This window comes from Gemmatimonas sp. (assembly GCF_021298855.1).
GTDB lineage: Bacteria > Gemmatimonadota > Gemmatimonadetes > Gemmatimonadales > Gemmatimonadaceae > Gemmatimonas.
In genome coordinates this window covers 1-23,491 of the sequence record NZ_JAJTHI010000074.1, presented here as the reverse complement: position 1 = coordinate 23,491, position 23,491 = coordinate 1, and the positions used below count along the sequence as shown (strand labels likewise).

General features: G+C 68.6%; 19 protein-coding genes. 15 read left to right on the top strand and 4 right to left on the bottom strand.

What is annotated here, in order from left to right; genetic code table 11:
• The first annotated feature begins 401 nt into the window (after window positions 1–401).
• The 12 genes from atpA to LW840_RS16500 all read left to right on the top strand — a co-directional run bounded on the left by atpA (window position 402) and on the right by LW840_RS16500 (window position 15,698).
• Window positions 402–1,973 (top strand): F0F1 ATP synthase subunit alpha, encoded by a 1,572-nt coding sequence (gene atpA / locus LW840_RS16555; protein ID WP_291277406.1) that lies wholly within the window; start codon window positions 402–404, stop codon window positions 1,971–1,973.
• Window positions 1,974–1,991: 18 nt separating this feature from the next.
• A complete protein-coding gene (gene atpG / locus LW840_RS16550; RefSeq protein WP_291263402.1) occupies window positions 1,992–2,864 on the top strand; it encodes an ATP synthase F1 subunit gamma in 873 nt (290 codons plus the stop codon).
• 26 nt (window positions 2,865–2,890) lie between these two features.
• Window positions 2,891–4,321 (top strand): F0F1 ATP synthase subunit beta, encoded by a 1,431-nt coding sequence (gene atpD, locus LW840_RS16545; RefSeq protein WP_291268617.1) that lies wholly within the window; start codon window positions 2,891–2,893, stop codon window positions 4,319–4,321.
• Between the two features lie 3 nt (window positions 4,322–4,324).
• Window positions 4,325–4,582 carry an ATP synthase F1 subunit epsilon gene (gene atpC, locus LW840_RS16540; RefSeq protein ID WP_291263400.1) on the top strand — a complete coding sequence of 86 codons (258 nt, stop codon included), beginning with the start codon at window positions 4,325–4,327 and terminating at the stop codon, window positions 4,580–4,582.
• A gap of 280 nt (window positions 4,583–4,862) precedes the next feature.
• The gene (locus tag LW840_RS16535; protein ID WP_291268618.1) at window positions 4,863–5,867 is read left to right on the top strand and encodes a LytTR family DNA-binding domain-containing protein; all 1,005 of its coding nucleotides are present in this window, start codon (window positions 4,863–4,865) and stop codon (window positions 5,865–5,867) included.
• A 111-nt stretch (window positions 5,868–5,978) separates the two neighbouring features.
• Window positions 5,979–6,665: a hypothetical protein gene (locus tag LW840_RS16530; RefSeq protein ID WP_291268619.1), complete on the top strand. Its 687-nt coding sequence runs from the start codon at window positions 5,979–5,981 to the stop codon at window positions 6,663–6,665.
• Window positions 6,666–7,160: 495 nt separating this feature from the next.
• Window positions 7,161–10,535, top strand: coding sequence for a SusC/RagA family TonB-linked outer membrane protein (locus tag LW840_RS16525; RefSeq protein WP_291277405.1), 3,375 nt, complete (start codon window positions 7,161–7,163; stop codon window positions 10,533–10,535).
• A 104-nt stretch (window positions 10,536–10,639) separates the two neighbouring features.
• Complete coding sequence (locus tag LW840_RS16520) at window positions 10,640–12,271, top strand: hypothetical protein (RefSeq protein WP_291277404.1); 1,632 nt, start codon at window positions 10,640–10,642, stop codon at window positions 12,269–12,271.
• Between the two features lie 17 nt (window positions 12,272–12,288).
• Complete coding sequence (locus LW840_RS16515; RefSeq protein ID WP_291277403.1) at window positions 12,289–12,789, top strand: hypothetical protein; 501 nt, start codon at window positions 12,289–12,291, stop codon at window positions 12,787–12,789.
• Window positions 12,790–13,662: a DUF4397 domain-containing protein gene (locus tag LW840_RS16510; RefSeq protein WP_291277402.1), complete on the top strand. Its 873-nt coding sequence runs from the start codon at window positions 12,790–12,792 to the stop codon at window positions 13,660–13,662. It begins immediately after the preceding gene.
• A 165-nt stretch (window positions 13,663–13,827) separates the two neighbouring features.
• Window positions 13,828–14,388: a hypothetical protein gene (locus LW840_RS16505; protein ID WP_291277401.1), complete on the top strand. Its 561-nt coding sequence runs from the start codon at window positions 13,828–13,830 to the stop codon at window positions 14,386–14,388.
• Window positions 14,389–14,405: 17 nt separating this feature from the next.
• Entirely contained in the window at window positions 14,406–15,698 is a 1,293-nt protein-coding gene (locus LW840_RS16500) for a carboxypeptidase regulatory-like domain-containing protein (RefSeq protein WP_291277400.1), read from the top strand.
• A gap of 27 nt (window positions 15,699–15,725) precedes the next feature.
• Here the strand turns inward: LW840_RS16500 and LW840_RS16495 are convergent, their stop codons facing one another.
• The 3 genes from LW840_RS16495 to LW840_RS16485 form a co-directional block, all read right to left on the bottom strand.
• Entirely contained in the window at window positions 15,726–17,207 is a 1,482-nt protein-coding gene (locus LW840_RS16495; RefSeq protein ID WP_291277399.1) for a carboxypeptidase regulatory-like domain-containing protein, read from the bottom strand.
• 77 nt (window positions 17,208–17,284) lie between these two features.
• Window positions 17,285–18,538 (bottom strand): glycosyltransferase N-terminal domain-containing protein, encoded by a 1,254-nt coding sequence (locus tag LW840_RS16490; protein WP_291277398.1) that lies wholly within the window; start codon window positions 18,536–18,538, stop codon window positions 17,285–17,287.
• A 67-nt stretch (window positions 18,539–18,605) separates the two neighbouring features.
• Complete coding sequence (locus LW840_RS16485; RefSeq protein WP_291277397.1) at window positions 18,606–19,370, bottom strand: DsbA family protein; 765 nt, start codon at window positions 19,368–19,370, stop codon at window positions 18,606–18,608.
• A 109-nt stretch (window positions 19,371–19,479) separates the two neighbouring features.
• Here LW840_RS16485 and LW840_RS16480 point away from each other — a divergent pair, with 109 nt between their 5' ends.
• From LW840_RS16480 to LW840_RS16470, 3 genes are read left to right on the top strand one after another with little or no spacing between them, the layout of a single operon-like run.
• A complete protein-coding gene (locus LW840_RS16480) occupies window positions 19,480–20,316 on the top strand; it encodes a TPM domain-containing protein (RefSeq protein WP_291277396.1) in 837 nt (278 codons plus the stop codon).
• 3 nt (window positions 20,317–20,319) lie between these two features.
• Window positions 20,320–21,078 carry a nucleotidyltransferase domain-containing protein gene (locus LW840_RS16475; protein WP_291268388.1) on the top strand — a complete coding sequence of 253 codons (759 nt, stop codon included), beginning with the start codon at window positions 20,320–20,322 and terminating at the stop codon, window positions 21,076–21,078.
• Between the two features lie 41 nt (window positions 21,079–21,119).
• A complete protein-coding gene (locus LW840_RS16470) occupies window positions 21,120–21,716 on the top strand; it encodes a LemA family protein (RefSeq protein WP_291263430.1) in 597 nt (198 codons plus the stop codon).
• A 41-nt stretch (window positions 21,717–21,757) separates the two neighbouring features.
• On the opposite strand, the gene metG is transcribed toward LW840_RS16470, so the two are convergent.
• Window positions 21,758–23,290: a methionine--tRNA ligase gene (gene metG, locus LW840_RS16465; protein ID WP_291273376.1), complete on the bottom strand. Its 1,533-nt coding sequence runs from the start codon at window positions 23,288–23,290 to the stop codon at window positions 21,758–21,760.
• Window positions 23,291–23,491 lie beyond the last annotated feature (201 nt).

Below are 23,491 nucleotides of genomic sequence, written 5' to 3'. Positions count from 1 at the left end.
GACCCCGGCCCCCGCTGCCGTTCCCCGCGCCCAGACCCCAACCCCGACCCCGACCCAACCCGGGCCCCGCCACGACCCCGACTGCGGGTCGGCCCCCGACCGCCGTGGCAGGGCCCCGACTGCCGTGGCAGTACCCCGACCGCCGTGGCCGTGCCCCGACCCCAACCACCCCCGACCGCCGCCGTTCCGCCGCCGTTCCGCCATCGCCGCCTTCAACTCGACGCGCCCAGCAGCGTGTCGGGCACACGCGGGTTGCTCTCGCCACTCGCTTGTGATAATTTTCACAAGCTATACCCGAATCGCTCTCGCAGCGATCACCCACAGCGGTTTCCGAATTCGCATCGCACGCGTTTCGTACGCGTTCCTCCGCGCGTTTCCACAGAAAATACACGCCTCGCATCATGGCCACCCAGACCGCCCTGCGTCCCGGCGAAATCAAGGACATCCTCCTCCGTGAGATCGAGGCCGCCGACCTCGCCGATCTCAACGTCGAGGAAGTCGGCAGCGTCCTCGAAGTGAAGGACGGCATCGCCCGCATCTACGGCCTCGGCAAGTGCATGGCCGGCGAGATGCTCGAGTTCACGTCGTCGGAGACCAAGCAGGTCATCACCGGCATGGCGCTGAACCTCGAAGAGGACAACATCGGCGCCGTCATCCTGGGTGACTACCTCCAGCTCAAGGAAGGCGACGAAGTCCGCCGCACCGCGCGCGTGCTCGAAGTGCCGGTCGGCCCCGAGCTCATCGGGCGCGTCGTCGATCCCCTGGGCCGTCCCATCGACGGTCTCGGCGAGATCCGCGCCACCCATTTCCGCAAGGTCGAATCGCCGGCCCCCGGCATCATCGTGCGCCAGCCCGTGAAGGAGCCGCTGCAGACCGGCATCAAGGCCATCGACAGCATGATCCCGATCGGCCGCGGCCAGCGCGAGCTCATCATCGGCGACCGTTCGACCGGCAAGACCGCCGTCGCGATCGACACCATCATCAACCAGAAGGGCCAGGGCGTCATCTGCGTGTACGTCGCCATCGGCCAGAAGGCGTCCACCATCGCCTCCGTGGTCGAGAAGCTGCGCCAGTCCGGCGCGCTCGAGTACACCATCATCGTCGCCGCCTCGGCCTCCGATCCGGCGCCGATGCTCTACATCGCGCCCTACTCGGGCTGCTCGATGGCCGAGTACTTCATGTACAACGAGGGCAAGCCCACGCTGTGCGTGTACGACGACCTCTCCAAGCAGGCCGCCGCGTATCGGCAGCTGTCGCTCGTGCTCCGTCGTCCGCCGGGCCGCGAAGCCTACCCCGGTGACGTCTTCTATCTGCACAGCCGCCTGCTCGAGCGCGCCGCGAAGCTGCGCGAAGACGATGCGGTGGTCGACGGCACGAACATCCTCAAGCCGGGCGGGTCGCTGACCGCGCTTCCCATCATCGAAACGCAGGCCGGCGACGTGTCGGCGTACATCCCGACCAACGTCATTTCCATCACCGACGGCCAGATCTTCCTCGAGACCGACCTGTTCAACGCCGGCATCCGCCCGGCCGTGAACGTCGGCATCTCGGTGTCGCGCGTCGGCGGCTCGGCGCAGACCAAGGCCATGAAGAGCGTGGCCGGCCGTCTCCGTCTCGATCTGGCGCAGTTCCGCGAGCTCGAAGCCTTTGCCGCCTTCGCGTCGGACCTCGATGCGGCCACGAAGCGGCAGCTCGAGCGCGGGGCGCGCACCGTGGAAATCCTCAAGCAGGGCCAGTACTCGCCGTTGCCCTTCGAGGAGCAGGTGGCCGTCATCTATGCGGTGACCAACGGCTTCCTCGACACCATCGACACCGGCAAGGTGCGCGCGTGGGAGAAGGGCTTCCTCGAGTACCTGCGGGCGCAGTTCCCGCAGATCCTCGACGGCATGCGCAACACCAAGGCGCTGGCCAAGGACGCCGAGGCCGAGCTCAAGCGCGCCATCGAGCAGTACACGAAGTCGTTCGCGGCCTGAGCCCCGGGTAACTGACTCATGGCCAAGGGCCGCGAACTGAAGGGGCGCATCAAGTCCGTCGAGAACACGCGCAAGATCACGCGCACGATGGAAATGGTGGCCACGTCCAAGATGAAGCGCGCGGCGGACCGCGTGAGTGCCGCGCGGCCGTACGCGCTGGCACTCGGCGACGTGCTGTCGCACGTGTACACCCCGGAGCTGGCGGAGCAGTTCCCGCTGCTGCGGCGGCCCACGCAGATCCGGCGGGCCGCGCTCGTCGTGCTCACCGCCAACCGTGGACTCTGCGGCGCGTTCAACACCAACCTGCTGCGGGAGTCGCGTGCACGACTGGCGGAGTGGGAAGGACAGGGCGTGTCCGTCGAGCTCCATGTGGTCGGGCGCAAGGGGATCGGCTTCTACAAGTACCTCGGGCGGACGCTCGCCGGGGCGCGGGCGGACATCGGCGATCGGCCCACCTCGGCCGACGCCGCCTCGCTCATCGACGACCTGATGACGCGGTACGCGGCGGGCGATCTCGACGCCGTGTTCATCACCTACGCCAAGTACAAGTCGGCGCTCTCCACGCCGCCGGCCACCGAACAGGTGCTGCCGGTCGTGGCGCCGTCGGCGACCGGAGGCGCGGCCGTGGCGCGCGAGTTCATCCTCGCCCCCTCGGCCGACGACATCCTCGAAGCGTTGTTGCCGCTCTATGTGCGCAACACCATCTACCGCGCCCTCGTGGAAACGGCGGCCGGTGAGCAGGGCGCCCGTCGAACGGCCATGAAGAACGCCACCGACAACGCCACCGAGATGCTGCAGCTGCTCAAGCGCACCTACAACTCGGCGCGTCAGGCGCAAATCACGCAGGAAATCGCCGAAATCGTCGGCGGTGCATCGGCACTGCAGGGCTGACGTTTCACCATATCCAGTACGCACTCATGGCTACCACTGCCGCACCGACCGCAGTCGGCAAGATCGTTCAGGTCATCGGTCCCGTCATCGACGTGGCCTTCGAGAACGATCACCTGCCCGAGCTCTACAACGCCGTCACCGTCTCGGCGATCACGCCCGACGGCCAGACCATCAAAGTGACCGCCGAGGTCCAGCAGCACATCGGCCGCAACCAGGTGCGCGCCGTCGCCATGTCGTCGACCGACGGCATCACGCGCGGCATGGATGTGGTCGACACCGGCAGCGCCATCACGGTTCCCGTGGGCGCGCCGGCCCTCGGCCGCATTCTCAACGTGCTGGGCGACCCGGTGGACGATGGCGCGCCGATTCCGGCCGATGCCGAGCGTTGGCCGATCCACCGCAAGCGCCCCGATTTCGTCAACCTCGAGCCCAAGACGGAAGTCTTCGAGACGGGCATCAAGGTGGTCGACCTCGTCGCCCCGTTCGTGAAGGGTGGCAAGATCGGGCTCTTCGGCGGCGCCGGCGTGGGCAAGACCGTCATCATCCAGGAGCTCATCAACAACGTCGCGAAGGGACACGGCGGCAAGTCCGTGTTCTGCGGCGTGGGTGAGCGCACGCGCGAAGGGAATGACCTGTACCTCGAGTTCCAGGAAGCGGGCATTCTCGACAAGGTCGCGCTGATCTACGGGCAGATGAACGAGCCACCGGGGGCGCGTCTGCGCGTGGCCCTTGCCGGTCTCACGGTCGCCGAGTACTTCCGCGACATGGAGAACGCCGACGTGCTCGTCTTCGTCGACAACATCTTCCGCTTCACGCAGGCCGGTTCCGAAGTGTCGGCGCTGCTCGGGCGCATGCCCAGCGCCGTGGGCTACCAGCCCACGCTGGCCACGGAAATGGGTGAACTGCAGGAGCGCATCACCTCCACGCGCAACGGCTCCATCACGTCGGTGCAGGCCATCTACGTGCCCGCCGACGACCTCACCGACCCGGCGCCGGCCACGGCCTTCGCGCACCTCGACGCCACGGTCGTGCTCAACCGCAAGATCACCGAGCTGGGCATCTACCCCGCGGTGGACCCGCTCGACTCGACGTCGCGCATTCTCGATGCGCAGTACGTGGGCGAGCGCCACTACACCGCGGCGACCACCACGCAGCGCATCCTGCAGCGCTACAAGGAGCTCCAGGACATCATCGCCATTCTGGGCATGGACGAACTCTCGGAAGACGACAAGAAGATCGTCGGCCGGGCCCGTCGCCTGCAGCGCTTCATGTCGCAGCCGTTCGCCGTGGCCGAACAGTTCACCGGCATCCCCGGCAAGTACGTGAAGCTCGAGGAGACCATTTCCAGCTTCGAGCGCATCTGCGCCGGGGAGTTCGACAACCTCCCTGAGCAGGCGTTCTTCATGGCCGGCGGTGTGGAAGACGTGGTGGCCAACGCGAAGAAGCTCCAGGGCTGATCCGTGGCCGAGCTCAAGGTGTCGGTGATCTCCCCGGAGCGGGTGCTGTACGAAGGCGCCGCGCGCGGGGTGATCGCCCCGGCGTTCGATGGGGAAGTCGGCATTCTGCCGATGCACGCGCCGCTGATGACCCTGTTGGGGCGCGGCGTGCTGCGCGTGGACACGGCCGGTGGCGAGCAGCGTTTTCAGGTGGACGGTGGGTTTCTGCAGGTCGTGGACGATGCCGTGCGGGTCGTCACGGAACAGGCCAGCGCCGTCTGAGTATTGGTAGGGAGGGAGGAGCGCGCCCCATGTGAGGCGCGGGTGTCGCCGCGGGGCTCGTCGTGCAGAGCGGTGCCCGACGAGCCACCGCGACGACCGAACAGCATGAGCGTACAGTACGAACACACACGCCAGCCGGCGCCTCGGCTGGCGTTGTGCGTTGGTGGTACAACGGTCATCGCGTGTGCGGCGTAGGAAAGAGACACTCGCCGTCGTGCGGTGCGGCCGCGTACCTGAGGCACGTGGCCGCGGTGCTCTTCGCGTCACTCCCCCGCTTTCCATGTCCCTCCGTGTTGCGGTACTGGGCCAGTTCTCCGGCACGCTGCATGCGCAGCTGGCCGAGGTGGCCTCGGCGCTCGACCTCGTTCTGCTCGGGCAGGCGCCCGATACACGCGCCGCGACGGCCGTGCTGGACACCCAGCGTCCCGATCTTGCCATCGTCGCCACCAGATTGACCGATGGCTCCGGGTTTGCGCTGATCCGGTCGCTGGCGCCGGCGCATCGTCCCGCTGGGCTCATTTTCGTGGGCACCAGCGACGAGGAGGCGGTGTCGGCCTTCGAGCTGCAGGCCACCGACTTCGTCCTGTGGCCCACGGCGGCGGGGCGGCTCGAGGAGGCGGTGGGGCGCGCCAGGCAGCAGGCGCTCCAGCTGGCCTTGCTGCGCACCGCCGACGAACTGCAACGGCTGTTGGCCGAAGCCGGCGCCACCAGCGGCATGGACCTCGCCGCCCTCTTCCGCACCCGTGGCGTGATGCCGGCCCCAGCGGGGGCCGCGACCGGTACCGGCGGCGACGCGGCCCGTGCCCGACGCGCGGTCGGCGCCGCCAACACGGGGACGCTGGTGGCCTCGTCGCCGTGGCGCGGGCCGGGCAAGGCCGCCGACGGACGAGCGGCAGGGCCGCGCGAGGCGAGCGACGAGGCGGTCCTGGACCTGTCGCAGGAGGATGGTGGTCGGTCCACCTCCGCGGCGCGGCCGTTGCGCGTGCTCGTGCGGGAAGGGCGGCGGACGCGTTTCGTGCCCCTCGCCGATGTCGACTGGTTCGAGGCCGACGGCAACTACATCCGCGTGCACACGGCGGGGGAGCGATACCGCACGCGCGGGACGATCACCGCCATTGACGCGGCCCTCGATCCGCGGCAGTTCGTGCGCATTCACCGGCGCGTGGTGGTCAACATGGATCGGGTGCGGGAGATGACCCCGCTGCCGGGCGGAGACGGCCTGCTGGTGCTGGGGGATGGCACCACGCTGCGCCTGTCGCGCACCTACCGGTCCCGCGTGCGCTGAATCACACAACGCGCCGCCGCACGGATCACGGCCGTGCGCGGGAGGTACAAGCCGCGATGGCTTCAGGCTAACGTGCAGCCTGACCTTCCCCTTCGACCAGGAGAGCGTGGCATGGTGTGTTCTGCGTGGCAGCGTCTGAGCCAAGTCAGTGTGGCAGCGATGGTGCTGGCGGCGAGTGCCGCGGTGGTTCCGCTCGAGGCGGTCGGCGCCCAGGCGTTCAATTATCCCGCCATGCAGACCCCGCGGGCGAGTACGCGCGACTATACCGGCGGGATCGTGGGCGGGGCTGGCACCTCGTTCCTGTTTCAGTGGCGTGAGGGCGCGGGAGCGGGGCTGCACTGGCAGCTCGACGCCGGCTTTGCCGACCCCAAAGGTCAGGTCGATCCCCTGGTGTTCTTCGGCGGCGGCCTCGGCAAGGAGCTGACCCGCGCCAGCGCCGATCAGCCGCTGGATGTGCTCTTCACTGCCGCCGTGGGGGCGGCCTTCGGTGGCAATGCCACGAAATTTCGTGTGCCACTGGGGGTGAGCGTGGGGCACACGTTCGACCTCGACCAGGGCATGTCCCTCACCCCGTTCGTGCACCCGCGGCTGTCGGTGGACGCCTGCGGCCGCTGTGGTCCACGCAACGATTCCCGGTCTACGCTGAGCGCCAACTTCGACATTGGCGGGCACTGGCAGGTGAACCGCCAGTTCGGGGTGCGGGTGGCCGCCAGCTTCAGCGGCTCCGATCTCGTGGGGACCGATGAGACCGTGGCCATCGGCTTCAATTGGACGCCGGCGGGGCTGGTCCGGCGCTGATCCGCCGCGCGGGGACAGGCGCCGGCCCAACCCGCCGAAGACGGTGGGGGGCCGTCGCCGGTTTCATTCCCGGGACAAGCCGTACCGTGCTTTACGCATTTCGCCGCCGAGGTCAAGGGGAACGGTCCGGTTTTGAGAGGGAAACACGTAAAGAAACGCGGCGGCCCCGACGATTCGGCCCGTTGGGACGGACAGGATTGATTTCAGTGACGAATCCGATACCATTGCTGTTCACATAGCCGAGGCTCGGTATGGAACCCATCAGCGGTACGTCACGCTGCCTGGGTTACTGCCGTGACTTCGGCTTTTGCAATCGCCCCCAGCCCAGCGGGGGCGTGCGCGAGCCGGCCCCGCCTCCGGGGTCGGCAACGCCGTCCATTCGCACCCCCCACGGTGCCGGACGGCTCTTCGCATGGTTGCGGCTCCGTGGTCCACGTGCCGCAACCGACAGTTCCTCTCCCCCGTTTCCGGCTTTTTCAAGGCCGAGGGCTGAGCATGTCGAGATTGATGCGGTGGCTGTACCGGGCGCCTCTGGCCCTGGCACTGTCCCTGTCGCCGTTGGCGGCGCAGGCACAGCAGGGACCGGCGGTGATCACCGGTACCGTGAAGAGCGAGTTTGGTGATCCGCTCGAGAACGCGAACGTGTACATCGTGGAGCTGGCGATCTCCGTCGGCACGAACGCGCAGGGTCGCTACACCATCACCATTCCGGCCGAGCGGGCGCGGAACCAGCTGGTCCAGCTGCGCGCCCGTGCGATCGGCTACCGGTCAATCGCCCGTCCGCTCACGGTGAGCCGCGGCAATCAGACGTTCGATTTCGCGCTGCAGAAGGACGTCAACCGGCTGACCGAACTGGTCGTGACCGGTGTGACCGGCGCCACGGAGCAGACGAAGACGCCCTTCACGGTGGCGCGCGTGACCTCCGACCAGATGCCGGTGCCCGCCACCAACCCGCTCACGCAGCTGCAGGGCAAGGTGGCCGGTGCGCAGATCGTGGCGGCGTCGGGTCGCCCGGGTGCGCAGCCCAGCGTCATCCTGCGCGCGCCTACGTCCATCAACGCGTCGGGCCGTACGCAGGAACCGCTGTACGTCGTTGACGGCATCATCATCAACGGCGGCCTCCCCGACCTGAACCCCGAAGACATCGAGTCGGTGGAAGTCGTGAAGGGCGCTGCCGCCGCGTCGCTGTACGGCGCGCGTGCCGGTAACGGCGTCATCCAGATCACGACCAAGACGGGCAAGACCTCGTCGCAGAACTCGATCAAGTTCGGCTTCCGCTCGGAAATCGGCACGGGCGACCTCGAGCGTCAGATCGGTATCGCGCAGCGGCACGGCCTCTTCACCGACGAAACGGGCACGCGCCTCTGCACGACCTCGGCGCCGTCGGTGCCGGGCATGTCGTTCGGCTGCTACCGCAGCGTCGACTACGCCCGCGAAGCGCTGGCCGTGAACGAAACGGTCACGGACTTCGCCAACACGCCGGTCGGCTTCCCGATCGACCCGGGCGCCGGTTCGCAGGGCGCACAGCTGCGCAACATCTACCAGGCCAACCAGTGGCCGGTGCAGACGTTCGACGCGGTGAACCAGCTGTTCCGTCCGCAGCCCACCACGATCAACAACCTTGACGTGACCGGCCGCTACGGGAAGACCACCTTCTTCGGCTCGGTCAACCGTCTCGACCAGCAGGGCAATGTGCGGTTCCTGCAGGGCTTCCAGCGCAACTCGATGCGCCTGAACGTCGACCAGCAGGTGACCGACAAGTTCTCGTTCTCGGCCAACACCTTCTTCAGCCGCTCGCAGCAGGACGGTCAGAACGAAGAGAACGGCGGTGGCAGCGTGTTCTTCCGCCTCACGCGCGTGCCGCCCCTCGTGGACCTCACGCGTACCGACAGCCGTGGCCGCCTGTTCATCCGCCCCAACCTCCAGGGCGCGGGGCTGCAGAACGAAAACCCGCTGTATGCGCTGCAGAACATCGATCGCCTCGACCAGAACGACCGCTTCCTGATCGGCTCCACGGCGCGCTACACGCCGTTCACGTGGCTCGACCTGGAAGCCAACTACTCGTTCGACAACAGCCGCGCGATCGGCTTCCAGAACACGGACAAGGGGTTCCGTACCACGGCGAACAACCCGGCCACGAACAACGGCAACGTGTTCCGCTTCAACACCAATTCGCAGTCGTACAACGCCAGCCTCAACGCCACGGCGCGTTGGGAGCCCATGGAAAACCTGCGCACGCGCTACACCCTCCGCTACATCGCGGAAGAGCAGCAGTTCAACCAGGTCGTGTCGCAGGGTACGCAGCTGCAGCTGCAGGGCGTGCCGCAGATCGGCAACACGCTGGCCACCACGCGTACCGGGTCGTCGTTCCAGCAGACCATTCGCGGCATCGGGTACTTCGGCTCGGTGAACGCCGAGTACAAGGACCGCTACATCGTGGACGCCCTGCTGCGTCGTGACGGCTCGTCGCTCTTCGGTTCCGAGCAGCGCTGGCAGACGTTCGGCCGCGGCTCGCTGGCGTGGCGCGTGACGGAAGAAGGGTGGTGGTTCCTGCCGCAGATGAACGAACTCAAGCTGCGCGCGTCGTACGGTACGGCCGGTGGCCGTCCGAGCTTCGCCGCCCAGTACGAGACGTTCTCGCTCAACGCCGCCGGTGTGGCCGTGCCGGGCGTGCTCGGCAACGCCAACCTGCGTCCGGAAATCGCGCGCGAAACGGAAGTGGGCGCCGACTTCGAGCTCTTCAACCGCCTCGGCGGCAACATCACCTACGCGCGGACGCGCGTGAGCGACCAGATCCTGCAGCCGCCCCTCCCGGCCGCCTCGGGCTTCACCAGCCAGTGGGTGAACGCCGGCACGCTGCAGAACAGCGCGTTCGAAGTGTCGCTCAACATGCCCATCATCAGCCGCCGCAACCTGAACTACACGGCGCGCCTGACGTACGACCGCATCCGTTCGGAAGTCACCGAGCTCAACGTGCCGGCCTACAATTTCGGCAACGCCAACGTGACCAACTCGGGCGGTCTTTTCCGCATCGAAGCGGGCGTGCCCTACGGCACGATGTACGGCCGCTCGTTCGTGCGCAGCTGCGGCCAGCTGCCGGGCGCCTTCCAGTCGCAGTGTGGCGGCGAGGGGAGCGCGTTCCAGCGCAACTCCGACGGCTACATCGTGTGGGTTGGCCAGGGCAACTCGCTGCAGGATGGCATTGCGCGCAACCTGTGGCAGGCCACCCTGCCGGCTACCGCGGCGCCCTTCGGTGTGGCGACGGCGTGGGGCCACCCCATGATCGTGCGTGACACCACGCTGGCCACGAACAACCCGGGCCGCGTGAGCGCCATCGGTCAGGCGCTGCCCACCTTCCGCTGGTCCACCTCGCAGACGCTGACGTACAAGCGTCTCACGGTGAACGGCCTCATCGACGCGACCGTGGGTCGCGCGGTGCAGAACCAGGGGTTGGCGTGGTCGCTGCTCGACTTCATGTGGGGCGGCTCCGACCAGGCTGGCCAGACCACGGCCACCGCGCGTCCCATGTCGTACTACTACCGCGCCGGTCCGCCGGACAACGCGGCGGGCATTGGCGGGCTCTACGACGTGCTCGGTCCGAACGACTTCAACGTGGAAAAGGCCACCTTCGCGCGTCTGCGGGAAATGCTCATCTCGTACCGCGTGGGCAAGGTGCGCAACGTGGGTGACTGGAGCGTGAGCCTCATCGGCCGCAACCTCTACACGTGGACGAGCTACCGCGGGTTCGATCCTGAAGTCGGCGTGTCCGGCAACTCCGGTCAGGCCGGGTCGGGCGTGCTCAACGCCTTCGACAACTTCACGTTCCCGAACATCCGCACGGTCACGCTGTCGATCGGCACCACGTTCTGACCACGCGGGGGGGTGGCGCGCGCCCGCAGTGGCGGCGCGCCACCGCTCCCACCTTTCCGAGAGATTTGATGCGACTCCATTTCCGTTCCGTTCTGTTCGCAGGCGTGGCGACGCTGTCGCTCGCGGCGTGCTCAACTGATCTGGCGGTCACCAACCCCAATAACGCCGACATCACGCGCGCGCTGGCCCGGCCGAGTGACGTCGAAAACCTGTTGGCTGGTGGCTTCAACCAGGTGGTGAACAACACGACCGGTGGCAGCAACGACAACCTGAACAACTCGTTCCAGGTGATGTCCCACGAGAACTACACGGGACTCGCCAACTTCAACATGGGACCGCGCGCCGGCCTGCCGCGCACGCCCATCCTGAACTTCCCCAACAACCCGGGCAGCGCCTCGGTCTCGAACGACTTCAACGGTCTGTCGCGACTGGCGCGCTCCACCACCATCGCCCTCGAGCGGTTGGGCACTACGGGCTTCACCCTTGGTACGCCGGCGCAGGACCTGCGCGCCCGCGCCTATGGCCGCTTCATCCTCGGCCTCGCGCTCGGCAATCTGGCCCTGGCGTACGACTCGGCAGCCGTCGTGGTGCCGGGCGGCGAAGCGGTGCCGGCGCTGGTGTCCTACGACTCGGTCATGAAGGCGGCCATCAAGCAGCTCGATGACGCCCTCGCCGATGCCAGCAACACGGCCGCGGCTGGAGCCGGTGGGTTCCCGCTCCCCGCGTCGTGGCTCAACCTGTCGACCGGTAGCGTCTCGGCTGATCTCTTCCAGCGCATCATCCGCTCGTATCGCGCCCGCTTCCGCGCCGAGGTGGCGCGTACGCCGGCCGAGCGGCAGGCGGTGAATTGGGGGCAGGTCATCAGCGATGCGCAGAACGGCATCACGGCTGACCTGAACATCAGCATGAACCCCGCCACCGGCTGGACGCAGGCGTGGGTGGTGCAGCACTACACGGGCACCAACTGGCACGTGATGACGCCGATGATCATCGGCATGGCGGACAGCACCGGCGCGCAGTATCAGGCGTGGCTCAACCAGCCGCTGCTCAACCGGCAGCCGTTCCTCATCCGCACGCCGGATCGGCGCTTCCCGGCCGGCAACGACCGTGCGGCGCAGCAGGCGTCGTCGAACGGTGGCGGGCAGGGGGCGGTGCTGCCCACGGGCGTGTACTTCCGGAATCGCGTGATCGCCAACGACGGCGCTGCCGCCGACGGCACCTGGGGCTTCTCGTGGTACGACCACGGCCGCTTCCAGGCGTTCCAGAACGCCGCGCGTATTGGCACGTTCCCGCACATGGTCATGCCCGAGATGTGGGGGCTGATCGCGGAAGGCGCCATTCGCACCGGCAACTTCACCCTCGCGGCGACGATGATCAACAACACCCGCGTGAGCCGCGGTGGTCTGCCGGGTGTGGATGGCATCACCGATCTCAACACGCCGGTGGCGGGCGGCAGCAGCTGCGTGCCGCGCATCCCGGTGTTCAGCGGTGGCAACTTCACGACGCGCTGCGGCAACATCCTCGAAGCCATGAAGTGGGAAAAGCGCATGGAGATGGCGTACATCGCCTACGGCGCCTGGTACTTCGACATGCGTGGCTGGGGCGATCTGCCGGAAGGCACGCCGATTCACTTCCCGGTGCCGTGGCAGGAGCGTGACGTGCGTGTGCAGCCGTTCAACAACATGGGTGGCGTTGGCCAGCCCGGTGGCTCGCAGCGCGGCACCTACGGCTTCTAAGGCCTCGCCAGACACCGATGCGTCGAGCGGCTGCGATCCTGCCCACTGCGCTGGTACTGGTCTCCAGTGCCTGCTACTCCTATGTCCCCGTCACCGGTACGCCGGTGCCGGGGCAGGAGATCGCGCTCGTGGTCACCGATCGCGGCCGGGTCGCGCTCAACGAGCGGCTCGAACCGGAAATCGATGAGCTCCGCGGAACGCTCGTGCGCAAGACCGACAGCAGCTACACGCTGGCCATGAAGCAGACGGTCACCCTCCGTCGTACCACCTCCACCTGGGCTGGCGAGTCGCTGAGCGTCGCGTCGGCCTTCGTAGGGACGGTGCGCCGGAGAGAACTCTCGCGGTCTCGCAGCTGGCTGGTGGCCGGCGGCGCGGCCGCGGCCGTCGTCGCCTTCATTGCCACACGCAGCTTCCTCGACGGCAATACCAGCGTCGAAACCGATCCCTCCAAACCGCCTACGGGTCCCGGGCCAGCTTCGGTCCGCATTCCCGTGTCGTTTCCATTCCGGAGTCACTAGATGCGTTTCCGTCATCTCTCCTCCCTGATCGCTGCGGCCGCCGCTCTGTCGGCGTGCAGCACCGACGAAGTGAGCGGGGTTGCCACTCAACTCGCTCCGGCCGCGTCCGTGCGTTACGTGAACGCGGTCGGCGACACCAGTGCGCTCGACTTCCGCTTCGTCGATGGGGACGTTGAAGGCTCGCCGCAGTTCGCCGGCATGACCTTCCGTCAGTTCACCCCGTACCAGCGCGCCCGTGCCGGCACCCGCCGCATGCGCATCTTCACCAACCCGCAGCAGTACGGCAACCTCATCTCGGTGGCGCAGCAGCAGCACATCGACACGACGTTCAACTTCGAGGCGGGGAAGCGTTACACGATCATGTCGTTCGGCTTCTCCCGCGCCGGGTCCACGCCGCGTCACCGCCTCGTGATCACCGAGGATGTGCTCCCCACCACGCTCGCCGCCACGGCGGTTGGCGTGCGCACCATTCATGCGGCCGCGGGCGTGGGCAACGTGGATGTGTGGGTGCAGCCGAGTGAAGCGGCGGCCGGGGTGACGGGCGCCCCCACGGCGTCCAACGTCGCGCCGCTCGCGGCCACGGCGTATCTCACCCTCGCGGCGCGCCCGGTGGGCTCGCTGCTGTACCGCTGGGACGTGGCGCCTACCGGCACCACGACGCCCGTGACCATGTCGCCGAGCAGCGGCCTGCCCGGGCAGGTGGGCACGGCGGCGCAGAATCCGCTCGTCGGCTTCCAGGTGGGTCGCAGCATCATCACGGCCATCGTGTTTGCGCCGTCGGTGGTCGGTTCGCGTGCGCCGCAGGGTGGCGAGTTCGCCAACGTCGGCATGCGCTTCCTGCCCGATCGTCATCTCGATACGACCGAGCAGTAACCTCGGCGGCCCTGGTGGGACCGAAGCCGCCGCTTCCCTCGGGAGGCGGCGGCTTCGAACTTTGGCCCACCGCTTCGGGTATCTTGCGGGAGCGGTACCACCGGCCGTCACACAACCCTCACTTCGTCCGGAGGCGTCATGTCTTTCGCCACCAGAGCTCCGCTCATGCGTTGCGTCGCCCTTGCCGCGGCTTCGCTGCTCACCGCCTGCCAGGCCGGCAAGGCGCCCGATGTGGCGGCCGCTCCGGTCTCCAGTGTGCCTATGGGAACGGGCGGCGGAACGCGCGGCTTCGGCTTGGAGGTCACGAAGCGTACCGATGGCGTGGAGACCACTGTGGCCGCCTCGCGGGCTGCCGTGTTCACGGCACTCGAGGCGGTGTTTGCCGGGCTTCCGCTGCCACTCACGGTCCGTGACGCGGCAGCCGGTACCATCGGCAACGAAGGGTACAAGTTTCGCCGCAAGCTTGGCGACATGCCCTCTCGCAAGCTGTTCGACTGCGGCGGGAGCTCCGGCATGCCCAACGCCGAGACCTACACCATCAAGATGTCGGTGCTGACCAATGTGGCCGACGCGGGGACGGGGAGCACGAAGCTCACCACGGTCGTCGTGGCGAGTGCGGAGAACCCCAATTACCCCGGTTCCGGTGTGAGCTGTTCCTCCACCGGCGCCCTCGAGGCGCGCATTGCCGGCGATCTGCGCACCCGCCTCAACGCGACCCCCCGCTGACGACCCACACCACGATCATGTCCTCGCTCTTCCCGCGGCGCGCCCGGCGCGCGGCGTTCCTTGCCGCCGGTTGCGCGGTCCTGACCATGCCCATGGGGCAGCTGGCGGCGCAGTCCGGCGCCGCCGCGGCGCCCGTGACCGGCATTGCCGGCGTGGTGGTGGACAGTGCCGGACGCACCATTCGCGATGCGCAGCTGACCGTGCGCGAGGCCGGCAAGCGCGGCGCGAATGCGCGCAAATGGGAAGCGCGCTCCGACTCCGTGGGCCGCTTCCGCATTGAGGGTATTGCGGCGGGCACGCTGCGCCTCGAAGTGCTGCGCGATGCCTACGAACCGGCCGGCTTCGACCTGCAGATCGCCAACGGCGTGGTGGCGGAAGTCCGCCTGCGTCTGGTGGAAGACGAAGTGTGGCAGCTGGCCAAGCGCGCAGCGGACTCCCTGGCGCGTGAGGACAGCATTGCCGCCGCCGCCGTGCGCGGCCGCAGCGGCGCCCCGCTGCTCGCAGCGCCAGCGGGACTGACCGCCGACAGTGCACGGGCCACCGGCACCACCGACGTGACCTTCAGCCAGGTCATCACCGCCGCATTGCCGGCGTCCACGACGCCAGCGGGGCCGCGCCGCCCGGGCGCGCCGTCCAACCTTCTCACCGGTCGTGTGCTCTCCCCCTCCGGTGAACCCGTGGCGCGCGCGCAGATCCAGGCCATGGGGACCAACTTCTTTACGCTCACCGACTCCACGGGCCGGTTCTTCTTTCGCGACCTGGCGCCCGGTCCGTATTTCGTGCGCGCGCGCAAGGTCGGGTTCGAGCCGGTGGTGTTCACCGCCACCCTCGCGGCCATCGACTCCATCGAAGCCGCCGTGCGGCTCACGCCGCTGCTGGGTGTGAACACCACCCGCCTCGATACCATGCGGGTCACGGCGGAATACGACCGTATGAGTCGCCGGCTCAAGGGGTTCGAGGAGCGCCGCGCCACCATTCGCGGGCTCTTCATCGACCGCCAAGAAGTGGCCATGCGCAAGCCGCAGCTGCTCAGCGACCTGCTGCGCGGTCGGGGCAACATCACCGTGCAGCGCAACGGCGTGGGCGATACGCAGATCTTCGGGTCGCGCCTGAGCATCAGCACCGGCTACTGCCCGCTCGCGCTCATCCTCGACGGCACGCTCATCAACACCAACGGCGGGCGCATGGACAATTTCGTGCCCATCGACATGGTGGCGGCCATCGAGGTGTACAACAGCGGCACCGCGGTGCCCGGCGTGTTTGCGCGCCCGGAGACCGACTGTGGCGCGGTGATCGTCTGGACGCGCTGAGGCGCGCACACGCCGCCGCTCCGCGCGTCATTTCTTCCGCGACTCGATCTCCGCTTGCGGATCGCGCAGCCAGATGACGATCACCGCGCAGTCGCCGTAGCGCTGGTGCTCGGGCGGTGTGGACAATCGGCTGGTGTACACCTCCATGGCCCGGATGTCCTGGGCGCGAATCATGGCCTCGGGGCCAATGGCGCCCCCGGCATCGAAGCGCACCCGGTTCACCACGAACGCGGGAAAGCACCCCGTACCACGGCCCGCCACCAGGCGCTGGCTGCGGTCGCTGGAGCGCCCGCGAATGCCGGGAACCATGCGCAGGGCGGTGGACAGGTCGTTGACCCCCGCCAGCTGTTCGCGCTCGAAAAAGTACCCGGTGCCCTTCTTGCGGCGTTCCTCGAAGCCGGCGGAGTCCCACGCGGCGGTACGTGATGCGCGCACCACGAAGGTGCCCAGCACGGCGAGATTGCGATCGATGGTGATGTCGCGATCCACCTGCTCGCCGGGGCGCACGTTCACCCCCAGGCGCTGTGGCTGAAAGCCGATCGCCCGGACTTCCAGCGTGCGAATGCCCGCCGGCACACTGTCGATGACAAAACGACCGGCCGCGTCGGACACCGTGCGGCGCCCGGGGCGGTCGATGCTCACCGTCACGTTGGGGAGGCCGTCGCCTGCCAGGGTGAGAATACGCCCCGCCACGCGCGCCGGCCGGACCTCGGCGCGAGGGGCGACCGTACGCGGTGCCACCGCCCTCGGCACGCTGTCCCGTGCGGGGGCCACGGGATCCACCGACAGATCGTAGCCCGCCAGCACGCGCGCGCCCAGCTGCACGCGCAGATGCGCCGCGTCGTCCGCATGGGCGGCACTCCACAGCTCCACCGGAGAAAAGCGCGGAACACCACACAGCACGAAATGCCCGTCGGCGTCGGTACGCACCCGCGCGCGCGGTCGGCTCCCGGATCCCGCGAAGCTCGAATCGCTCGAGCGCCACGCGCCGATCACCTCGACGCCAGGAAGCGGCGTGTCATCGCTGGCGCGGCGCACCGTGCCCAGCAGCGCCCCGGTGCCGCCCTGCCGCGTGGGTTTGCACAGGGCGCTGAGAAACAGCTCCGGCGTGGGCAGCCCCACGAATCGTGGTGCACTGTCGGTCACGACGAGCGGGACCGGGAGCGTCGTGACGCCGATGGAGTCGAGCACCGGATGCCGAACCAGCAACCGCTGCGCGCCTCGGGCCACGCTGTCGAGTGCGAACGCGCCGTGCGCATCGGTGAGCACGGCGCCCTCGCGCCCTTCGACGGACACGAGGGCGCCGCGCAGCGTGTCGTTGGTGACCAGCGAATCGATGAGCACACCACGCAGCGTGGTGCGCCCGGTGAGCCCGGGGGGCTGAACCAGCGTGCTGCCGGTGGCATCCCATGCCGAGGCAGGCGCGCGAGCGCCTGGGGTACACGCGGCCGCCAGCGCCAGCGAACCCAGCAGCGCGAGTACCGCGCGCATGCGCGTCATGCGCGTCATGCGCGTCATGCGCCGGTCACCGGGCAGGGAACGGACATACGTGAATCGTACGGTCCGGTGGCCACGATGGCGAACGGCTACGCGAGCAACTCGGAGACGAGCGCCACACTGCGGTCGGTGGCACCACGTTCGGCCTCCACCACGGCGCGGGCCGCGTGACCGGCGGTGCCGCACGCCCCGGGATGGCCGAGCCACCGCCCCAGGGCATTCTCCAGCTCCGCCGTACCGTTCACCGCGGTGGCTCCGCCCGCCGCCAGCAGCAGCCCTGCCTCGCGGCTCCCACCATGTCGCGGGCCGAAGAGTACGGGGGCGCCGAAGGCTGCCGGTTCGATGGCCGAGTGCAGGCCGGCGCGATGAAAGCCCCCGCCCACGTACGCCGCCGTGGCCTGCGCATACAGATCGCCCAGCACCCCCACGCGATCCACCACGATCAGATCGGCGTTGGGGTCGGCCTCCCCGCGCTCCAGCTCGCCCAGGGTGACCGTGCGCATGCCGCGCGTGCGTCCCCAGGTAAGCAACGGCGCCAGATGCGCCGCGGTGGGTTCGTGCGGGGCCACGATGAGCCGCGCCGACGGCAGCGCACGGCGCAGGGACTCCCACGCCGCCATGAGCACCGCCTCATCGCTGGGCCAGGTGGAGCCGGCCACCAGTGTTGGCCGATCGCTGGCGGTGCTGCGCACATGGCGCGACGTCCGATCCACCGCCGTGGCGCGCCGCCACACCTGATCGAAGCGCGTATCGCCGGTCACCCGCACGCGGCTGCGCGGCACGCCAAGCTCGATGAGGCGCTCGGCGTTCGCCGCATCGATGGCCCCCACCAGCGAGAGGGCGGCATACGCATCGCGCAGCAGCGCCCGCGACAGGAACGAACGTCGCCCCGATCCTTCGGCCAGCGTGGCGCTGAGCAGGGCCACGGGTACGCCACGGGCCACCGCGCGCTCCACCAGTACCGGCCACACATCGAGCTTCACGAACACCAGCAGACGAGGCTGCAGCAGGTCGAGCAGGCGCTCCGCCCCGCGCACGGTATCGAACGGCAGGTACTCGGTGAAATCGGCGTGGACCGAGCGGGCGAACTGCTCGGCGCTGGGCGAGAAAAACGAATACGCCTGCTGCATACCTGGGTGCGCCGTGCGCCACGCCTCGGCGACGGGGCGCGCCTGCAGCCCCTCTCCTACCGACGGGGCGTGCCACCACACGAGCGGTCGCGCACGGTCACGCGCGCGTGCCGTCTGCGCGGCCCACCGGTCGAGCAGCCCGCGTCGTGCCCGCAGCGAGCGCCAGACCTTGCCCGATGCACTGGGGGCCATGGAGGCCAGCACATTCGCCATGCCGGTTGCTGCCTGGTACCAAGGACGCAACGCCGAATGCATGAGCGACGAATGGTTGCGCGCCGACTCAGCGGCCGGGGCGACCCTTGGCCGACCGCGCCATGACCAGCGCCGTATCGATGGCCTGACGGAAGTCCTGATACGGGAGCGCGCCCTTCACCAGGAAATTGCCAATGATGAACGATGGCGTGGACTGCACGCCGGCCTGCGTGGCCTGCGCGATGTCGTTGTTCACGAGGTTCGCGATGGGCGCCGACACGCGGCACTTGTCGAACGCCGGCACATCGAGCGACAGATCGCGGGCGAGCCGGGAGAGGAGCGGCGACACATCACTCATGCCGCGCGCCGTGGCGAAGTTGTCGAAGATGCCGTCGGCGTACTCCCAGAACTTCCCCTGCGCCCCGGCGCACAGCGACGCCTGCGCCTGCGCGCGCGCGTGCGGGTGAATGCTTTCGAGGGGCAGGTGGAGGTACGCGAAGCGGATCTTCCCCGGATCGATGTAGTCCCGCTTGAGCCGTGCCATCGACGAATCGTGCCACTGCTTGCAGTAGGGGCACTGGAAGTCGCTGATCATGACGACCCACATGGCACTTTCCGGTCCCATGAGGCGGCTGCGATCGGCCTTCTGCATCAAGGCCATATCCGCCAGCGAGTCGCCCCCCGCGATGACCGGTTGGGCGGCCGTGGCCGACGCCGGTCGCGCCGCGGTCGCCGTCGAGTCGGCGCCACCGGAGCGCTGGCGGGCGGCGGCATCGGCCCGCCCGCAGGCGGCCGTGGCGCCCAGCCAGAGAAGGAGCGCCGCAGCGCGCAGAACGGGGGATGTACGGGCCATGCCAGAAGCCTAGCGCCCCGAGCCGCAGCGCGCACGGTCCGGGGGCGAGTTGAGCCGGGCGCGGGCTGGCACTTTGGCCATGGCGCGGGAGTATAGTTCCCCTGTGCACATGAACCGACCCAAGGGACGACCATCGTGGCTGGTGTGGCTCCTCGCCATCATGGGCGCGGCGGCACCGCTGGGGGCGCAACCGCCGGCGTTGCCGCAACCGGTGGGCTATGTCAACGACTTCGCCAACGTCATTCCCGACGAGGCGGAACGGCGCCTGACGGCGTTGGCGGAGCGGCTCAACGCCGCAACGCGCGGCGACATGGTGGTCGTGACGCTCCCGGATCTGGCGGGACGTCCGGTAGAAGAGACGGCCCTGCGGTTGGGACGCGAGTGGAAGATCGGCGCGGACGCGCAGATCGGCGACGCGGCCCGCAACGCCGGCGTGGTCATTCTCATTGTTCCCAAGGAGACGGCGCAGGATGGCCGCGGTCGTTGCCGGATCGAGACGGGGCAGGGCGCGGAGGGGTTTCTCACCGACGCCACGGCCGGGGCGCTCTGCCGCGAGCAGGGTGAGCGGTTTCGCGCCCAGGATTACGGCGGTGCCATCGAGGCCATCGCGTTCGAGGTGGCCGATCGCTATGCCGCGGCATTCAACGTCACGCTCGACGGGCAGCCGCGGGAGCCACGGCGCTCCTCACGCAGTCGTCCCGATGGCGACGGTTTTCCGGCGGTCCTGGTCATCATCATCATCCTGTTCGTGCTCAGCTCGTTTGGCGGGCGACGGCGACGGGGATGCGTGGGGTGCCTCCCCATTCCTGTCCCGGGGCCGGTGATCTACACGGGCGGGTCGCACGGGTGGGGCGGCGGCGGCTTCGGGGGAGGCGGTGGCGGCGGGTTCGGTGGATTCGGCGGCGGTGGCGGGTTCAGCGGTGGTGGCGGTGGCTCTGACTGGTAAGGCATGAACATGGCAGCGAAGACGATGACGCTCGATGAACTGGTCGCGCAGCTGACGCGCGTGCACGGCGAGGCCTTGCAGGCCGTCGTGCTGTACGGCTCGGCCGCGAGTGGCGAGGACATTGCCGGCCGCTCGGACCTCAACGTGTTGGCCATCGTGCACACCATGTCGCTCGCCTCACTCCGGGCGCTCGGCCAGACGATGCGCGCCTGGCAGGAGGCGGGGAACCCTCCCGTGCTCGAACTGACCACGGCCGAGTGGGTGTCGTCGGCCGACGTGTTCCCCATGGAGTACGCGGACATTCTCGAGCGCCATCGCGTACTGGCCGGCTCGTTGCCGCTGGAGGGGGTCACGGTCTCGCTCTCCGACTTGCGGTTGCAGGTGGAGCAGGAGGCCATGGGCAAGCTGCTGCGGCTGCGCCGGGGCGTCATGCTGGCCGGGACCGACAACGCCCGACAGCAGGAGCTGCTGCGCGCGAGCCTCAGCACGCTGCTGGTCATCTTCCGCGGCGTCATGCGCCTGCAGGGTGACGTGCCGCCGCGCGACAGTGCCCAGGTCATTGCCACCGTGAGCGCCCGGTGCGGCTTTCCGGCGGCACCCTTTGAACAGGTGCTGGCCTACAAGCGCGGTTCGGCGATGCCGTCCGGCGACACCGAACGCGTGCTGGAGGGGTATGTAGCGGGGATGACGGCTCTCGTGGCCTATCTCAATCGCTTCCAGTTGCCGGGGCAGGGCGACATGGCCGGCCTGCCTCCGCAGTAGCTTTCCATCGCATCCTCAACGTCATCATCCAGGAGTGTTCCGTGGCGTTTTTGCATCAGACCCGTCGTCGCGCGCTGATCGTCGCGCTCACCATGCCGCTCGCCTTCGGGGCGTGTGGGTACAACAGCATTCAGGCGTACGATGAAACGGCCGCCCAGGCCAAGCAGAACATCGATGCCCAGCTGCAGCGGCGCGCCGATCTCATTCCCAATCTGGTGAACACCGTGAAGGGGTTTGCCGCGCAGGAGGAGAAGGTGCTTACCGAGGTGACGCAGGCCCGCGCGGGGTTGGTGGGGGCCCTGCAGAAGCCGGGCGGGTCCGATCCGGCGGAGCTGGCCAACGCCAACGCGCAGCTCACGGGCGCCTTGGGCCGCCTGACGGTGGCGATCGAGGCGTACCCGGAACTCAAGTCCAACGAGAACTTCCTGCGCCTGCAGGATGAGCTCACGGGGACGGAGAACCGCATTGCCGTATCGCGGACCGACTACAACAATGCGGTGCGGCAGTACAACGAGTACATCCGCAAGTTCCCCGCGGTCCTCACGGCCAAGGCCACGGGCGCCAAGGCCCGTGAGTACTTCGAAGTGACGGATGCGGCGGCGCGCGCCGTACCCACGGTGGATTTCGAGAAGCGGTAAGGCCCGGCTCGCGCCGGGCCGCCCAGACCTCGGGTGGTTGGTCAGGCCGGGCGCGGGAAGAGCGGGTCGCCCTTGGTCACCGTCCAGCCACCGGCATCGAGTGACGGCAGCGCGTCGTAGCGCTGCGCCTCGAAGTCGGCCGGCCCCCCGAGCTGGGCCCAGACCTGTGCGGTCTTGGTTGGCATGAACGGGGCGAGCAACAGCGTCTGCCGCGCAATGCGGCGAATGAGCGACGCCAGGATAACCTCCAACTCGGCGCGCCGGGCCGGATCCTTGGCCACGGTCCACGGTGCGGTCGCTGCCGTATACTCGTTCGCGCGCTGCGTCATGCGGTACACGGCAGTCAGTCCGTCGTGCAGCAGCCAGCCGTGCTCGCCGTGCATGGCCGCATGATAGGCGGCCAGGTCGGCCTCGTCGGCCGCCTCTTCGTCGGGGCGCGCGGCACGCGGCACGACGCCGTCGCAGTATCTCTCGACCATCGCCATGGCGCGGCTGGCGAGGTTGCCGAAGGCATTGGCGAGGTCGCTGGTGTAACGCTCCTCGAAGCGTTCCCACGAGAAGTTGCCGTCGCCGTCGAACGGCACCTCGCGCAGCAGGACATAGCGGAATGCATCGGCACCAAAGCGATCAATGGCCTCGCCCAGATCGAGCTTCACGCCGGCGCTCTTGGAGAAGCGCTCGCCGCCCAGTTGCACGAAGCCGTGCGCCCATACCTGCCGCGGCAGCGGCAGCCCGGCGGCGTGCAGCATGGCCGGCCAGATCACGGCGTGGAAGCGCGTGATGTCCTTGCCGATGATGTGCAGGTCGGCCGGCCACCGCTGCTCGAACCCGTCCTCCGGGAATCCGGTGGCCGTGAGATAGTTCGGCAAGGCGTCGAACCAGACGTAGGTCCCCTGCGTCTCCCCGTTCGACAACGGCAGGGGAAAGGGCACTGCCCAGTCGAGGCGCGCGCGCGACGCCGAGACGTCTTCGAGCCCCTGATTGAGCAGGCCGAGGATCTCGTTGCGACGGCTCTCAGGCTCGCAGAACGACGGGTTGGTGGTGAGCAGGTCGCGCAGGAAGTCCTGGTACTTGGACAGCCGGAAGAACCAGTTGCGCTCTTCCACTTCCTCGAGCACGCGGGTGGGGTGCAGCACGCACTTGCCGTCGGCGTCGATGTCGGCGTCCTGCTTGAACGCTTCACACCCGACGCAGTATCTGCCGGTGTAGGAGCGCTCGTAGAAGTCGTCGGGGTTGTGTGCGGCGATGCGGCGAATGAGCGCGGCGACGCCGGCCTTGTGATGCGCTTCGGTGGTGCGGATGAACTGATCGTAACTGATGCCGAGCTTGGCCCACATGGACTGGAAGCGGGCCGCGATCTCGTCGGTGAACGCCTGGGGAGGCACCCCGGCCTTCGCGGCGGTCTGCTGCACTTTCTGTCCGTGCTCGTCCATGCCGATCAGCAAATGCACGTCGTCGCCACAACGGCGGCGGTACCGGGCAATCACATCGGCACCAATCTTCTCGAGCGCATGGCCGAGGTGTGGATCGCCATTCGCGTAGTCGATGGCGGTGGTCAGGTAGAAACGCGGCATGCGCGTCAATCTAGCGGCGGCCGCTGGCGAACTGCGGTCGGGGGTGGTTGGGGTCGGGGTACTGCCACGGCGGTCGGGGTACTGCCACGGCAGTCGGGGCCCTGCCACGGCGGTCGGGGGCCGACCCGCGGTCGGGGTCGTGGCGGGGCCCGGGTCGGGTCGGGGTCTGGGTTGGGGTCTTGGCGCGGGGAACGGCAGCGG